The following is a 14208-nucleotide window of genomic DNA, read 5'->3' as shown; positions in this document are numbered from 1 at the left end:
AAACCGTCCACCCGATGGGCCGCACGGGCGCGCTGCGCTGGGCCATCAGGGCGGTCGGTGACCCCCAGTCAGCTCCATCCAGGTGAAAGACGCGACGTCCTGCCACCGGGCCGGGGCCGGTGACGAATGCGCCGGGAGGTCGTTGACCACTGCGTCGCACGGGGAACGAACGTTTCCCAGCCGACTGCCCAGGACCCGCCAGGGCCTGGGCAGTCCGGTCCCGCCGCCGTACGCCCCGGCTTACGCCCTGACTGATGGTTTGCGGCGCCCGGTTCAGCCGTCCGGGTGAACGACCACCGTGGGCGCCCGGGCCCGCCACTAGGGTGCCGAGCCATGACCGCATCCCACACCGCCACAAGCAGTGTCCAGCGCGACCATTTGGGCACCCTCTCCGTGCTCGCCTGGTCCGGAGACCCCGAAACGAACAACACGCCCTATCTGCTGGCCTATTCACTCGGTGACGGCAAGGACGGTGCCGAGGGGGGCGAGGCCGCCGTACGCACACTCTTCGGCGAGCTCGGCATCCCGCTGGGCAGCTCGCTGGCCGACGGCTCCCGGCCCGGCTTCCCGGTCAGGCTGCTCGTCGAGGGCGGCCAGGCCGCAGTCAACATGCCGTATCTGAGCGCCCAGTGCCCGGTCCCGCCGGAGTGGCTCCGGGCCGTGGCCGAGCGCGGCGAGGTGCACTTCATGTTCGCGACCAAGCCGTGGCCGCAGGCCGTGCCGGGCAGGCCCGTCTCCGAGGAGGTCCTCAGCGCCTTCGTCGGCGACGCGGACATGCTCTCCACCGCGGCCCACTGCATGCTGCCGGTCACCCAGCTGCGGCAGTAGCCCGCGGCCGCAGGGCCGACGGAGCGGGGCGGGGGAGGTACGAATCCCCGGCCCCGCCCCGCTGTCATGCGCTGGTCTTCGGCCCGCCGGCTGTCACTGCGCGGGCGGGTCGAAGGCGAACCGAAGCGCCCGCACCCTGTTGTCGAAGTTGGAGCCGGCCAGCTCGGGGAGACCCACCGCGCGGAGCGCCACCGGACGGCTCAGCAGCTCCCGGAAGAGCGCCTTGATCTCCTGCCGCGCCAGGTGCGAGCCCAGGCAGAAGTGCGGACCGCCGCCGCCGTACCCCAGATGCGGGTTGGGGCTGCGGGTGATGTCGAAGGCGTCCGGGTCGGTGAAGACCGCCTCGTCGCGGTTGGCCGACGCGTAGTAGAGGACCACCTTGTCGCCCGGCCGGAAGATGCGCCCGCCCAGCTCGTACTCGGTCCGTACCGTCCTGCGGAACTGGATGATCGGCGTCGAGTGCCGTACGACCTCGTCGACCGCCCCGTCGGCGTACCGCTCGAAGTCCGACGTGAGCAGGGCCCGCTGCTCCGGGTTCTCGGTCAGCAGCGTCAGCGCGTGGGTGATCGCGTTCCGGGTGGTCTCCACCCCGGCCACCATCAGCAGCGAGAAGAACGAGCCGAGGCTGCGGGCGCCGAGCCCCTGTCCGTCGACGTCGGCGCGCACCAGCGCGGAGATCAGGTCACCGGTGGGCCGGCGCCGCCGCTCGCGGCCGAGTGCCGCCATCATCAGATGCATCCGGGCCAGCGCCCGCAGCCCGCGCCCGGGGTCGCGCAGCCGGGCGCCGATGCCGCGCTTCACGCCCGCGTTCTCCGACGCGTGGTCGACACGGCCCGCGATGTCGGCGCGGTAGCGCTCCGGGATGCCCATGAGGTTGCAGATGACCTCGAACGGCATCCGCGACGCCACCGACGCCACGAACTCACCGGGCCGCTGCGCGATCATGTCGTCCACGACGCGCCCGGCGACCCGGCGGATGTCCTCGTCGGCGGCGGCGAGCAGCCGCGGTGTGAAGGCCCGCGAGACCACCCGGCGGAGCTGGGTGTGGTGCGGGGCGTCCAGGTTGACCATGGACTCGCCGAACAGGAACCTGACCCAGCGGGCGGGCTCCGGAGTGGTGACACCGGGGGCGCTGGCGAACACCTCGGGCAGCCGGCTGGCCCGCACCACGTCGGCGTGGCGGACCAGTGCGTAGAACCCCTGCTCGGGACGGTGCCAGGTGGCGGGACGCTCGATGAAGTACGCGGGCCGGTCCAGCTTCCGGAGCGCTGCGAAGGCGTCCAGCCGTACGGTGCGGGGCAGTTGCCAGAACGACGGGGCCGCGAGATCCGCCTCCGCGGGGTGAACCGTGTGCCGCACGGCCGACTGTGCCGGGACCCTCATCCGTCGATGTCCTTCCCCCGGGCCGAACGGCCCTGGTCCGGCGGTCATCGTGGCGCATCCACGGCGACGCCGGCCGTCCCTGCCGGGCCGGGCGGGCAAGTTACCGCCCCGGCGCTGGACATTCCCCCCGTACGGCCGAACGGCCGCCGGTCCGGGAGCAGCGGAGTGAGCCGGAACGGCTGGTCGGCGCGCCGGTGCGGTCACTTGTCTGAAGAACTGTTTCCTCGTGCCGTCGTTGTCACCGAGGCGCGGCCCGGCGCGCATCACGCGTGGCGGGCCGCCCTGACCAGCGGGGTGAATCGGAGGAGCCAGCATGAGAACGTCCACGCGCGGCACGGCGGGGAGGGAGCGGTGGGGAGGGCGAGTACAGCCGGGGCAGGCAGGACCGGCCGACCCGACGGAGCGACCGGGGCCTGTGAACCGGCCGGGGCCGGAGCTGCTGTCCCGTCGCGGTGCGCTGCGCGCCCTGTTCGCGGTGGGGGCGGTCGGCGGTACGGCGGTGGCGCTGGCCCCGATCGTGCGGTCCGCTGCCCCCGACCGCGAGGGTGACGACGGGAAGGGCAACCCGTCGCCGAGGCCGCCGCAGGAGCCGCGGGACGTGTTCGACGAGGTGTACCGGGGCCGGCGCATCCGGGGCGGCACGGTGGGCCACGAAACCGAGGTGACCGTCGACGGCAGGCCGCTGCACCTCATGCGGCGGGCCGACGGCAGCTATCTCAGCATGGTCGACCACTACGAGTCGTACCCGACGCCCCTTGAGGCGGCGCGCGCGGCGGTCGATGAACTGGGCGCGGCGCAGCTGTCGTTGACATCCATCCCGCAGCTCTGACCGGAGAGGTTCCTGTCCGTGTACACCCGCAAGAACCAGAAGAACCTCACGGCCTCCGAGAAGAGGCGGTTCGTCTCCGCCGTCCTGGAGGTCAAGCGCTCCGGCCAGTACGACGACTTCGTCCGGACGCACGGCGAGTACTACGTGCCGGACGGTTCGCGGGGGAAGCGGGTCGCTCATATGGCGCCCACCTTCTTCCCCTGGCACCGGCGCTTCGTGCTGGAATTCGAGCGCGCCCTGCAGGCGGTCGACCCGGGTGTCACCGTGCCGTACTGGGACTGGACGGTCGACAACACCCCGGCGGCCGGGCTCTGGGGCGACGACTTCCTCGGCGGCAACGGCCGGAGCTCCGACCAGCAGGTGATGACCGGGCCCTTCGCGTACCGCGAGGGGAACTGGGAGGTCAGTGTCGGCGTGACCGAGAACCGGTTCCTGACCCGCGACTTCGGCCGCCCCGCCCGCCCCGTGTCGCTGCCGAGCCGGGCCGATCTGGCCCGTGCGATGAGGGAGCCGCTGTACGACGCGGCCCCGTGGGACTCCACCGTGCCGAACGGGTTCCGCAACACCTTCGAGGGCTGGTCGGTCGGCGACGGCCCGGCCTGGCGCAACCACAACCTGGTGCACCGCTGGGTGGGTGGCGCGATGAACACCGCGACCTCGCCCAACGACCCGGTGTTCTGGCTGCACCACTCCTTCTGCGACCTGGTGTGGGACCGCTGGCAGAAGGCGCATCCGCACGCCGGGTTCGTTCCCGCGAGGAAGCTCGCTCCGGGTGATCCGCAGCGCGGCCGGATCTCCAGCCTGGACGAGCCGATGGAGCCGTGGGGGGTCAGACCGTCGTCGCTGCTGAGCCACGCGTCGCTCTATCGGTATGCGTGATGCCGGTACGCCTGCGATGCCCGTACGACTGAGACTTCGGTACACCCGGGACTTCGGTACGCCTGAGACTTCGGTACGTCCCGGACACACCTGCGGCCACCCCCTCCGAGGGGGTGGCCGCAGGTCGCGGGGGGCGTTGCCTCCCGCCGTTTCAGCTGGGTCGGACCGGTGAACCGGTCTCTCAGTGGCCGTCGTCGCCGTAGCCGCCGTGACCGTGGTCGCGGTCGTGGTGGTCGGCGTTGACGCAGGTATTGCCGAACGCCGGGTTCAGCAGGCCGATGACGTTGACGGTGTTGCCGCAGAGGTTCACCGGGACGTGCACCGGGACCTGGACCAGGTTGCCGGAGATGACACCCGGGGAGCCGACAGCGGCACCGTGGGCTCCGGCGTCGGCGGCGGCCAGACCGGCGGAGCCGGCCAGGACGGCGCCGGTGCCCGCGAGTACGGCAGCGGCCTTCGCGATACGCGACATTGCGTTCTCCTTGGAACATTGGAACGGGAACATTCAGGGCCAGCCGCAGCGATTCACGGTCTGACGTGTCGTTCAACGCCACAGCGCACCGGCGGTAACGGATGACGATCAAAGTCACCGGGGTTCGGACGCGGGACCGGCGGTCCCGGCGGAAGCGGAGTCGGACCGGGCGACGGCCCATTCCGGGCTATAGGCTCATTCGTGACATCCGCGGTGCCGTCCGCGGTGCCGTGCTTCTCCGGGGCTCCCCCGTGCCGGGCCCCCGTGAGCCTCCGTCGAGCCCGGCCGCACCCGCTCCCACCAGGACCTCTTCTGCATTGCGCATAAGGTCGGGATAAAAGTTGAGCGGCCTCGACTCAGGTCGGTTGACTCCCCGGGATCTGTCGTGCACTCTTGAGCCAGTTCCACTCAAGTCAGCTGGAGGATTCACCATGGCACGTGCGGTCGGCATCGACCTGGGCACGACTAACTCCGTCGTCAGCGTTCTCGAAGGCGGCGAGCCCACCGTCATCACCAACGCCGAAGGCGCCAGGACCACGCCGTCCGTCGTCGCCTTCGCCAAGAACGGCGAGGTGCTCGTCGGCGAGGTCGCCAAGCGCCAGGCAGTCACGAACGTCGACAGGACCATCCGGTCGGTCAAGCGCCACATGGGCACCGACTGGAAGATCGACCTGGACGGCAAGAGCTTCAACCCGCAGCAGATGAGCGCCTTCATCCTGCAGAAGCTGAAGCGTGACGCCGAGTCGTACCTGGGGGAGAAGGTCACCGACGCGGTGATCACCGTCCCGGCGTACTTCAACGACTCCGAGCGCCAGGCGACGAAGGAGGCCGGCGAGATCGCGGGTCTGAACGTCCTGCGCATCGTCAACGAGCCGACGGCCGCCGCTCTGGCGTACGGGCTCGACAAGGACGACCAGACCATCCTCGTCTTCGACCTCGGCGGCGGCACCTTCGACGTGTCGCTCCTGGAGATCGGTGACGGCGTGGTCGAGGTCAAGGCCACCAACGGTGACAACCACCTCGGTGGTGACGACTGGGACCAGCGCGTCGTCGACTACCTGGTGAAGCAGTTCGCCAACGGTCACGGCGTGGACCTGGCCAAGGACAAGATGGCTCTCCAGCGTCTCCGCGAGGCCGCGGAGAAGGCGAAGATCGAGCTGTCGTCCTCGACCGAGACCACGATCAACCTGCCGTACATCACGGCATCGGCCGAGGGCCCGCTGCACCTGGACGAGAAGCTCACGCGCTCGCAGTTCCAGCAGCTCACCGCCGATCTGCTGGACCGCTGCAAGAGCCCCTTCCACAACGTCATCAAGGACGCGGGCATCCAGCTCTCCGAGATCGACCACGTCGTTCTCGTCGGTGGCTCGACCCGTATGCCGGCCGTCGCGGAGCTCGTCAAGGAGCTCACCGGTGGCCAGGACGCCAACAAGGGTGTGAACCCGGACGAGGTCGTCGCGATCGGCGCCTCGCTCCAGGCCGGTGTCCTCAAGGGCGAGGTCAAGGACGTCCTGCTCCTCGACGTGACGCCGCTGTCCCTCGGTATCGAGACCAAGGGAGGGATCATGACGAAGCTCATCGAGCGCAACACCACGATCCCGACCAAGCGTTCCGAGATCTTCACGACGGCCGAGGACAACCAGCCGTCCGTGCAGATCCAGGTCTACCAGGGCGAGCGCGAGATCGCGGCGTACAACAAGAAGCTCGGGATGTTCGAGCTGACCGGTCTGCCGCCGGCCCCGCGCGGTGTGCCGCAGATCGAGGTCGCCTTCGACATCGACGCCAACGGCATCATGCACGTCGCTGCCAAGGACCTCGGCACCGGCAAGGAGCAGAAGATGACCGTCACCGGTGGCTCCTCGCTGCCGAAGGACGAGGTCAACCGGATGCGCGAAGAGGCCGAGCAGTACGCGGACGAGGACCACAAGCGCCGCGAGGCCGCCGAGTCGCGCAACCAGGGCGAGCAGCTCGTCTACCAGACCGAGAAGTTCCTCAAGGACAACGAGGACAAGGTCCCGGGCGACGTCAAGACCGAGGTCGAGGAGGCCCTCACCGAGCTGAAGGAGAAGCTCAAGGGTGAGGACACCGCCGAGATCCGTACGGCCACCGAGAAGGTCGCCGCGGTCTCGCAGAAGCTCGGCCAGGCGATGTACGCGAACGCCGAGGGCGCCGCTGCCGCCGGCGGTGCGCCGGGTGCCGAGGGCACCGAGCAGGCCACCGAGGCTCCTGACGACGTGGTCGACGCCGAGATCGTGGACGACGAGAAGGACGGCCGTCAGGGAGGCGCCGCATGACGGAGGAGACTCCGGGCTTCGAGGAGGAGCCCGACGTCCCCTCCGGCGCGACCTCCGAAGACGCCGCGTCGAAGGCCGCCGGGCCCGACTCCGGGAAGGAGTCGGAGCCGGCGGCCCCGGCAGGGGACGCAGAGAGCAAGCAGAACGGCCAGGAGACAGCACTCACCGCCCAGCTGGACCAGGTCCGCACCGCGCTCAGCGAGCGCACCGGGGACCTCCAGCGGCTCCAGGCCGAGTACCAGAACTACCGCCGCCGGGTGGAGCGGGACCGGGTCCAGGTCAAGGAGGTCGCCATCGCGGGCCTCCTGTCCGAACTCCTCCCGACCCTCGACGACATCGGCCGCGCCCGGGAGCACGGCGAGCTGGTCGGCGGCTTCAAGTCGGTGGCCGAGTCGCTGGAGACGGTGGCGGCGAAGATGGGTCTCCAGCAGTTCGGCAAGGAGGGCGAGCCCTTCGACCCGACGATCCACGAGGCCCTGATGCACTCGTACGCGCCCGACATCACCGAGGACACGTGCGTGGCGATCCTGCAGCCGGGGTACCGGTTCGGCGAGCGCACCATCCGCCCCGCGCGGGTCGCGGTGGCCGAGCCCCAGCCGGGCGCGCAGGCCAAGGACGACGCGCCGGACGAGGAGAGCGGTGGCCCGGACGAGGGCTGACATCAGTAAGGGCTGGCATCAGTATCAGTAGCGACCGGAAGGAGGGACGTCGGGGATGAGCACCAAGGACTTCGTCGAGAAGGACTACTACAAGGTTCTCGGCGTCCCGAAGGACGCCACCGAGGCCGAGATCAAGAAGGCGTACCGGAAGCTCGCCCGCGAGCTGCACCCGGACGCCAACAAGAGTGACGCCAAGGCCGAAGAGCGGTTCAAGGCGGTCTCCGAGGCGAACGACGTCCTCGGCGACCCCAAGAAGCGCAAGGAGTACGACGAAGCGCGTGCTCTCTTCGGCAACGGCGGCTACCGGCCAGGGCCCGGCGCCGGCGGCGGCTCCTTCAACTTCGACCTGGGGGACCTCTTCGGAGGCACCCCGGGCGGAGCGGGGCAGCCGGGCGGCGCGGGCGGTTTCGGCGGCGGACTCGGGGACGTGTTCGGCGGGCTGTTCAACCGGGGCGGCGGTCCCGGTACCACCCGCACCCAGCCGCGCCGCGGCCAGGACATCGAGTCCGAGGTGACGCTCAGCTTCACCGAGGCGGTCGACGGGGCCACGGTCCCGCTGCGGATGTCCAGCCAGGCGCCGTGCAAGGCCTGTTCGGGTACCGGCGACAAGAACGGCACCCCCAGGGTCTGCCCGACCTGCGTCGGCACCGGCCAGGTCTCGCGCGGCAGCGGCGGCGGTTTCTCACTGACCGATCCGTGTGTGGACTGCAAGGGCCGCGGGCTCATCGCCGAGAACCCCTGCGAGGTCTGCAAGGGCTCCGGGCGGGCCAAGTCCTCCCGGACCATGCAGGTCCGGATCCCGGCCGGGGTCTCCGACGGCCAGCGGATCAGGCTGCGCGGCAAGGGCACCCCGGGCGAGCAGGGCGGCCCGGCCGGTGACCTCTATGTGATCGTCCATGTCGACGCCCACCCGGTCTTCGGCCGCAGGGGCGACAACCTCACCGTCACCGTGCCCGTCACCTTCACGGAGGCGGCACTCGGCGGCGAGGTCAAGGTACCGACGCTCGGCGGGCCCCCGGTCACGCTGAAACTGCCCGCGGGTACGCCCAACGGCCGTACGATGCGGGCCCGGGGCAAGGGCGCCGTACGCAAGGACGGCACCCGGGGGGACCTGCTGGTCACCGTCGAGGTCGCCGTACCGGCGGATCTCAGCGACAAGGCACGGGAGTCGCTGGAGACGTACCGCGAAGCGACCGCGGGGCACGACCCGCGCGCGGAGCTCTTCCAGGCCGTGAAGGGAGCTTGAGATGAATGGCCGCCGAGGACGCCGTGACCCCGCCATGGGTTACGAACTGACCGACGAGACCCCCGTGTACGTCATCTCGGTCGCCGCTCAGCTCTCCGGCCTGCATCCGCAGACGCTGCGCCAGTACGACCGTCTCGGCCTGGTCTCACCGGGCCGGACGGCCGGCCGGGGCCGGCGGTACTCGGCCCAGGACATCGAGCTGCTCCGTACGGTGCAGCAGCTCTCCCAGGACGAGGGCATCAACCTCGCGGGCATCAAACGCATCATCGAGCTGGAGCACCAGGTCGCCGCGCTCCAGGCCAGGGTCGCCGAGCTCTCGGCGGCGGTGGACGGCGCGGCGGTGGCCATGCAGCAGCGCGAGGCGCAGGTCCACGCCTCGTACCGGCGCGACCTGGTCCCGTACCAGGACATGCAGCAGACCAGCGCACTGGTGGTCTGGCGGCCGCGGCCGAAGCGGTCGCCGGAGTAACAAGCACGATCACGAACGCGGAGGGCGGCCCACCGGCACTGCTGGTGGGCCGCTTTGCGTGTTTCCGGGGCCGCAGCCAGGGGCCAGGGCCGGATCACGGATCGAGGATGCCGGACCGCGCGATGAGGTAGCCGAGCTGGGCGCGGCTGTTGCTGCCCAGTGCCGAGCTGAGTTTCGCTATGTGCGCCCGACAGGTGCGGACGTTCATCCCGAGCCGGCGGGCGATGGCTTCGTCGACGTGCCCCTCGACGAGCAACTGGGCGATGGACAGCCGGACGCCCGATATCCCCTCGGGGTTGGAGTGGTACGGGATCGGCTCCTGCAGCGGTACGCCACGTCTCCAGAACTGCTCGAAGACCTTGACGAGGTACTCGACCATGCCCGGGTGGCGGAGCTCCAGCGCGATCTGGCGGTCGTCGGTGGCCGGAATGAACGCCACGGTGTGGTCGAAGATCATCAAGCGCTCTATGAGCTCTTCGAGTGTGCGGATCTCCACCTTCCCGTCGGCGACGAGGTCCACGTACGCCAGCGTGCCGCGGCTGTGCCTGACCGTGTGCTGGTACAGCGTCCGCATGCTGATGCCGCGGTCGAGCAGCGGCCTGCCGCGCTCCAGGGCCTGAGTGAGTTCGTGCTCGCTGCGGGCACCCCCCGGCTGGATCGTCAGCACTTCCGTCTGGCACGCCGCGGTGGCGAGATCGAGCGCCGCGTTGATCCTCCCGAAGCCCTCCAGCACGGTGATGGCGTGAGTGGGGGGCGGGTTCTGCGCGCTGATGGTCATGAACGGCTCGAAAGTGTCGGTCAGTTCCACCGAGTGTCGTCTACGGTCCTGAATCTCCCGCTCGATCGGGTGGAGACGCTGCGTGAGCGCGGCCGACGGCGGTACCGGGCGGAGCCAGCCCGCGTCGTCGGGGTCGGGGTGGAGCAGCGCGAACTCCAGCAGACACGGGGCGGGGCCCACCTCACTGCGCGGGATCTTGCCAAGACTCAGCGCGCTGGCGTAAAGCCGCGCACCCTCGTCGCAAAGTTCGGTAATGGCGTGAGGATGTGTCATGTTTGCGTAGCTTGTGGTCAATTCTCCACCCCCCAGGAACATGAATGTGCAGGAACATGATGCATCGTCCCTGTGGCGTTGACGTGCCTGGATGAGCAATCGTCTAGGAACGCGGGGGAGAGGAAAACATCAAGTGAGGACGAAGCCCACTATGAAGAAAAAGATGCTTCGCTCGGTGCTTGCGGCAGTCTTCTCCGCAACTGTGCTTTTTGGTGCAGTAAGTTCTGCAGATCTTGGGTGGGGCAGTGCGCAGGCTGCTGCCGTTCCTTCGGATCTCGGCTGGGGAAGCGTGCACATGGCGGCCCCGCTCGACCTCGGCTGGGGCAGCACTTCGGCATCGGCGAGCGCATGACCGTCCCACCGGATGACAGAGTCTTCCAGCGCGAGATGGCTGTCGCCTACCGCTCCGGGTGGCATTTCATCGACCTCGTCACGGCGATCCCGCACCGTGGTGACTCGTTGATGGTCACCCTGTTCGGTGAGCCGGTGGTCGTCGTACGCGAGGACGACGGTGACGATGGTGACGTCCGCGCCTACCGGTGTCTGCGCAAGCCCCGGGGCGCCCCACAGCCTGTTCGCTGCGCCGTTCGCTACGGCATGGTGTTCGTGAACCTCGACCGGCGTGACCACCAGTTGTTCGACGCCGAGCCGACCGCAGCTATCCCCCGCAGTGCCTGACGCGATTCCCCCGTCGTAACAGATCGCTCAGGTGCTTCCCCCACACAGCGGCGCCACCGTGACCTGAACACGGTGGCGCCGCTGTGCTGTGTACGTGAGCGATGCGTACGTGAGGGTCGCGTACATGAGCCGCCGCCGCCGGTCAGGCGCGGCCCATCGCCCGCTCGACGGTGATCTCGATCAGGACCCGGTCCGGGTTCTCGGTCGGTGTGCGCCCGTAGCGCTCCGCGTAACGGCGTACCGCGTCGGCGATGACGTCCGGCTCCGTACGTATCCTCGCGCGCCCTTCCAGCGTCGCCCAGCGCCCGGGTGCCACCTGGCAGACCGCGACCCGTGCGCCGTCGGGCCCCGCGGCCAGGATGTTGGCGACCTTCCGCGACTTCTTGTTGGTGATGACCCTGGCGATCCCGGCCTCCGGTTCCCACGTCACGCCGACCGGCACCAGATGCGGTGAACCGTCCGGGCGCGGGGTCGTCAACGTGCAGCGATGGAATTCGCGCCAGAAGCTGAGGTAGGGCGGATCGGGGTTACGTGGGTCAATGGCCATGGGCGCGAACCTACCCGGGCCCCGCCGTCCCGCCGTTCCGGGTGTGGCAGAGATCCTGTCGGCCATGGGGTGGCGGCCCTGTCCAAGACATGTTGAGTGGAATAGACTCAACTTTTATGCACGTTGCCTGAGTCTAGGCAGACTGGGCCCCTGCGCCAGGTCACCACCTGGTCGTGGCGCACAGTCATCGCACCGAGTCACTGCAGGGACGGACCCGCCCCGCGAGGAGGAGAGCGCACACGTGGACGCCGAGCTGACCAACAAGAGCCGGGACGCGATCACCGCGGCGAACAGCCGCGCCGTGTCCGACGGCAACCCGGACCTGACTCCCGTACATCTGCTGCTCGCTCTGCTGGAGGGGCAGGACAACGAGAACGTCGTCGACCTGCTGGCCGCCGTCGAAGCGGACCAGGCGGTCATCAGGTCCGGGGCCGAGCGGCTGCTCGGCGGGCTGCCCAGCGTGACCGGTTCGACGGTCGCGCCCCCGCAGCCCGACCGCGAGGTGCTCGCCGTCATCGCGGACGCGTCGCAGCGTGCAAAGGATCTGGGGGACGAGTACATCTCGACCGAGCATCTGCTCATCGGGATCGCCGCCAAGGGCGGCCACGCGGGTGAGCTGCTGACGCAGCAGGGCGCCGGCGCCAAGGAATTGCTGGAAGCGTTCGAGACGAGCAGGGGAGGGCGCCGGGTGACCACACCCGACCCCGAGGGTCAGTACAAGGCGCTGGAGAAGTTCGGTACGGACTTCACGGCCGCCGCACGTGACGGCAAGCTCGACCCGGTCATCGGGCGGGACCACGAGATCCGCCGGGTGGTGCAGGTGCTGTCCCGGCGGACCAAGAACAACCCGGTGCTCATCGGCGAGCCCGGGGTCGGCAAGACGGCCGTCGTGGAGGGCCTCGCCCAGCGGATCGTCAAGGGCGACGTGCCGGAGAGCCTCCGGAACAAGCGGCTGATCGCACTCGACCTGGGGGCCATGGTCGCCGGTGCCAAGTACCGCGGTGAGTTCGAGGAGCGGCTGAAGTCCGTCCTGGCCGAGATCAAGGAGAGCGACGGCCAGGTCATCACCTTCATCGACGAGCTGCACACCGTCGTCGGCGCGGGCGCGGGCGGCGACTCCGCCATGGACGCGGGCAACATGCTCAAGCCGATGCTGGCCCGCGGTGAGCTGCGCATGGTCGGCGCGACGACCCTGGACGAGTACCGCGAGCACATCGAGAAGGACGCCGCCCTGGAGCGGCGCTTCCAGCAGGTGCTGGTCGCCGAGCCCTCCGTCGAGGACACCATCGCGATCCTGCGCGGGCTCAAGGGCCGGTACGAGGCCCACCACAAGGTCCAGATCGCGGACGCGGCCCTGGTCGCCGCCGCGACCCTCTCCGACCGCTACATCACGTCCCGCTTCCTGCCCGACAAGGCCATCGACCTGGTGGACGAGGCCGCGTCCCGGTTGCGGATGGAGATCGACTCGTCCCCCGTCGAGATCGACGAGCTCCAGCGCTCCGTCGACCGGCTGCGGATGGAGGAGCTGGCCCTCAAGAACGAGTCGGACGCCGCGTCCAAGCAGCGCCTGGAGAAGCTGCGCCGCGACCTCGCCGACCGCGAGGAGGAGCTGCGCGGACTCACCGCACGCTGGGAGAAGGAGAAGGAGGGCCTCAACCGCGTCGGTGAGCTGAAGGAACGCGTCGACGAACTCCGCGGCCAGGCCGAGCGCGCCCAGCGCGACGGCGACTTCGACACCGCGTCCAAGCTGCTGTACGGGGAGATCCCCGGCCTGGAGCAGGAGCTGGAGGCGGCCACCGAGGCCGAGGAGGAGGCCGCCAAGACCGCCGACACGAAGAGCACCATGGTCAAGGAGGAGGTCGGCTCCGACGACATCGCCGATGTGGTCGGCTCCTGGACCGGCATCCCGGCCGGCCGTCTCCTGGAGGGTGAGACGCAGAAACTGCTGCGTATGGAGGACGAGCTGGGCCGGCGCCTGATCGGCCAGACCGAAGCGGTCCGCGCGGTCTCCGACGCCGTACGCCGCACCCGCGCCGGCATCGCCGACCCCGACCGGCCCACCGGCTCGTTCCTCTTCCTGGGCCCGACCGGCGTCGGCAAGACCGAGCTGGCCAAGGCGCTCGCCGACTTCCTCTTCGACGACGAGCGGGCCATGGTCCGTATCGACATGAGCGAGTACGGCGAGAAGCACTCGGTGGCCCGGCTGGTCGGCGCGCCTCCCGGCTATGTGGGGTACGAGGAGGGCGGCCAGCTCACCGAGGCGGTGCGCAGGCGCCCGTACAGCGTGGTGCTGCTCGACGAGGTGGAGAAGGCCCACCCCGAGGTCTTCGACGTGCTCCTCCAGGTCCTGGACGACGGACGCCTCACCGACGGCCAGGGCCGCACGGTGGACTTCCGCAACACCATCCTGATCCTGACCTCGAACCTGGGCAGCCAGTACCTGGTCGACCCGCTGACCAAGCCCGATGAGAAGAAGAAGCAGGTCCTCGGTGTCGTACGGGCCTCCTTCAAGCCCGAGTTCCTCAACCGCCTCGACGACCTGGTGGTCTTCTCCGCGCTCTCGGGCGACGAGCTGGCGCACATCGCGGGCCTCCAGATCGACCGCCTGGCCGCGCGCCTCGCCGACCGTCGGCTGACCCTGGACGTCACCCCCGAGGCGCTGGCCTGGCTGGCCGAGGAGGGCAACGACCCGGCGTACGGCGCCCGGCCGCTGCGCCGCCTGATCCAGACGGCGATCGGCGACCGGCTCGCGAAGGAGATCCTCGCGGGCGAGGTCACCGACGGCGACACGGTCCGGGTCGACCGGGTCGGTGACGGGCTGATCGTGGGGCGCGCGGAGTCCCCGGTCGAGCGGGTGGGCTAAGCCCGGAGCG

The 14208-nt window shown here is 69.8% G+C and carries 13 protein-coding genes; 9 read left to right on the top strand and 4 right to left on the bottom strand.

Annotation, left to right across the window (positions count from 1 at the left end; genetic code table 11):
• Nucleotides 1–333: 333 nt before the first annotated feature.
• Entirely contained in the window at nucleotides 334–828 is a 495-nt protein-coding gene (locus OG452_RS16075; RefSeq protein WP_327296286.1) for a DUF5949 family protein, read from the top strand.
• A 93-nt stretch (nucleotides 829–921) separates the two neighbouring features.
• On the opposite strand, the gene OG452_RS16070 is transcribed toward OG452_RS16075, so the two are convergent.
• Nucleotides 922–2211 (bottom strand): cytochrome P450, encoded by a 1290-nt coding sequence (locus OG452_RS16070; protein ID WP_327296285.1) that lies wholly within the window; start codon nucleotides 2209–2211, stop codon nucleotides 922–924.
• Nucleotides 2212–2524: 313 nt separating this feature from the next.
• On the opposite strand from OG452_RS16070, the gene OG452_RS16065 reads away from it, so the two are divergent.
• Complete coding sequence (locus OG452_RS16065) at nucleotides 2525–3040, top strand: tyrosinase family oxidase copper chaperone (protein WP_327296284.1); 516 nt, start codon at nucleotides 2525–2527, stop codon at nucleotides 3038–3040.
• 18 nt (nucleotides 3041–3058) lie between these two features.
• Complete coding sequence (locus tag OG452_RS16060) at nucleotides 3059–3919, top strand: tyrosinase family protein (protein ID WP_327296283.1); 861 nt, start codon at nucleotides 3059–3061, stop codon at nucleotides 3917–3919.
• A 181-nt stretch (nucleotides 3920–4100) separates the two neighbouring features.
• Here the strand turns inward: OG452_RS16060 and OG452_RS16055 are convergent, their stop codons facing one another.
• Nucleotides 4101–4391: a chaplin gene (locus tag OG452_RS16055; protein ID WP_327296282.1), complete on the bottom strand. Its 291-nt coding sequence runs from the start codon at nucleotides 4389–4391 to the stop codon at nucleotides 4101–4103.
• A 431-nt stretch (nucleotides 4392–4822) separates the two neighbouring features.
• On the opposite strand from OG452_RS16055, the gene dnaK reads away from it, so the two are divergent.
• From dnaK to OG452_RS16035, 4 genes are read left to right on the top strand one after another with little or no spacing between them, the layout of a single operon-like run.
• Entirely contained in the window at nucleotides 4823–6685 is a 1863-nt protein-coding gene (gene dnaK / locus OG452_RS16050; RefSeq protein ID WP_327296281.1) for a molecular chaperone DnaK, read from the top strand.
• Complete coding sequence (grpE, locus tag OG452_RS16045; protein WP_327296280.1) at nucleotides 6682–7344, top strand: nucleotide exchange factor GrpE; 663 nt, start codon at nucleotides 6682–6684, stop codon at nucleotides 7342–7344. The genes dnaK and grpE overlap by 4 nt, the downstream gene beginning before the upstream one ends.
• 55 nt (nucleotides 7345–7399) lie before the next feature.
• Complete coding sequence (gene dnaJ / locus OG452_RS16040) at nucleotides 7400–8590, top strand: molecular chaperone DnaJ (RefSeq protein WP_327296279.1); 1191 nt, start codon at nucleotides 7400–7402, stop codon at nucleotides 8588–8590.
• 1 nt (nucleotide 8591) lies between these two features.
• Nucleotides 8592–9059: a heat shock protein transcriptional repressor HspR gene (locus OG452_RS16035; RefSeq protein WP_327296278.1), complete on the top strand. Its 468-nt coding sequence runs from the start codon at nucleotides 8592–8594 to the stop codon at nucleotides 9057–9059.
• 94 nt (nucleotides 9060–9153) lie between these two features.
• Here the strand turns inward: OG452_RS16035 and OG452_RS16030 are convergent, their stop codons facing one another.
• Nucleotides 9154–10110 carry a helix-turn-helix transcriptional regulator gene (locus tag OG452_RS16030; protein ID WP_442810026.1) on the bottom strand — a complete coding sequence of 319 codons (957 nt, stop codon included), beginning with the start codon at nucleotides 10108–10110 and terminating at the stop codon, nucleotides 9154–9156.
• 348 nt (nucleotides 10111–10458) lie between these two features.
• On the opposite strand from OG452_RS16030, the gene OG452_RS16025 reads away from it, so the two are divergent.
• Nucleotides 10459–10788, top strand: coding sequence for a (2Fe-2S)-binding protein (locus tag OG452_RS16025; protein ID WP_327296276.1), 330 nt, complete (start codon nucleotides 10459–10461; stop codon nucleotides 10786–10788).
• A gap of 142 nt (nucleotides 10789–10930) precedes the next feature.
• Here OG452_RS16025 and OG452_RS16020 read toward each other — a convergent pair whose 3' ends face one another.
• Nucleotides 10931–11335, bottom strand: coding sequence for a pyridoxamine 5'-phosphate oxidase family protein (locus tag OG452_RS16020; RefSeq protein ID WP_327296275.1), 405 nt, complete (start codon nucleotides 11333–11335; stop codon nucleotides 10931–10933).
• Nucleotides 11336–11576: 241 nt separating this feature from the next.
• Between OG452_RS16020 and clpB the strand changes: the two genes are divergently transcribed.
• Nucleotides 11577–14198: an ATP-dependent chaperone ClpB gene (gene clpB / locus OG452_RS16015; RefSeq protein ID WP_327296274.1), complete on the top strand. Its 2622-nt coding sequence runs from the start codon at nucleotides 11577–11579 to the stop codon at nucleotides 14196–14198.
• Nucleotides 14199–14208 lie beyond the last annotated feature (10 nt).

The sequence above is a fragment of the Streptomyces sp. NBC_01197 genome, from assembly GCF_036010505.1.
Lineage (GTDB): Bacteria > Actinomycetota > Actinomycetes > Streptomycetales > Streptomycetaceae > Streptomyces.
The sequence above is the reverse complement of the archived record's forward strand: the minus strand, read 5'-3'. Positions and strand labels throughout refer to the sequence as shown.

What these genes read in the sequence shown, in the direction of transcription:
- OG452_RS16075 (WP_327296286.1), top strand. Translation starts at nt 334, where the DNA reads ATGACCGCATCCCACACCGCCACAAGCAGTGTCCAGCGCGACCATTTG.
- OG452_RS16030 (WP_442810026.1), bottom strand. Translation starts at nt 10,110, where the DNA reads ATGACACATCCTCACGCCATTACCGAACTTTGCGACGAGGGTGCGCGG.
- grpE (WP_327296280.1), top strand. Translation starts at nt 6,682, where the DNA reads ATGACGGAGGAGACTCCGGGCTTCGAGGAGGAGCCCGACGTCCCCTCC.
- dnaK (WP_327296281.1), top strand. Translation starts at nt 4,823, where the DNA reads ATGGCACGTGCGGTCGGCATCGACCTGGGCACGACTAACTCCGTCGTC.
- OG452_RS16020 (WP_327296275.1), bottom strand. Translation starts at nt 11,335, where the DNA reads ATGGCCATTGACCCACGTAACCCCGATCCGCCCTACCTCAGCTTCTGG.
- OG452_RS16055 (WP_327296282.1), bottom strand. Translation starts at nt 4,391, where the DNA reads ATGTCGCGTATCGCGAAGGCCGCTGCCGTACTCGCGGGCACCGGCGCC.
- OG452_RS16025 (WP_327296276.1), top strand. Translation starts at nt 10,459, where the DNA reads ATGACCGTCCCACCGGATGACAGAGTCTTCCAGCGCGAGATGGCTGTC.
- OG452_RS16070 (WP_327296285.1), bottom strand. Translation starts at nt 2,211, where the DNA reads ATGAGGGTCCCGGCACAGTCGGCCGTGCGGCACACGGTTCACCCCGCG.
- dnaJ (WP_327296279.1), top strand. Translation starts at nt 7,400, where the DNA reads ATGAGCACCAAGGACTTCGTCGAGAAGGACTACTACAAGGTTCTCGGC.
- OG452_RS16035 (WP_327296278.1), top strand. Translation starts at nt 8,592, where the DNA reads ATGAATGGCCGCCGAGGACGCCGTGACCCCGCCATGGGTTACGAACTG.
- OG452_RS16065 (WP_327296284.1), top strand. Translation starts at nt 2,525, where the DNA reads ATGAGAACGTCCACGCGCGGCACGGCGGGGAGGGAGCGGTGGGGAGGG.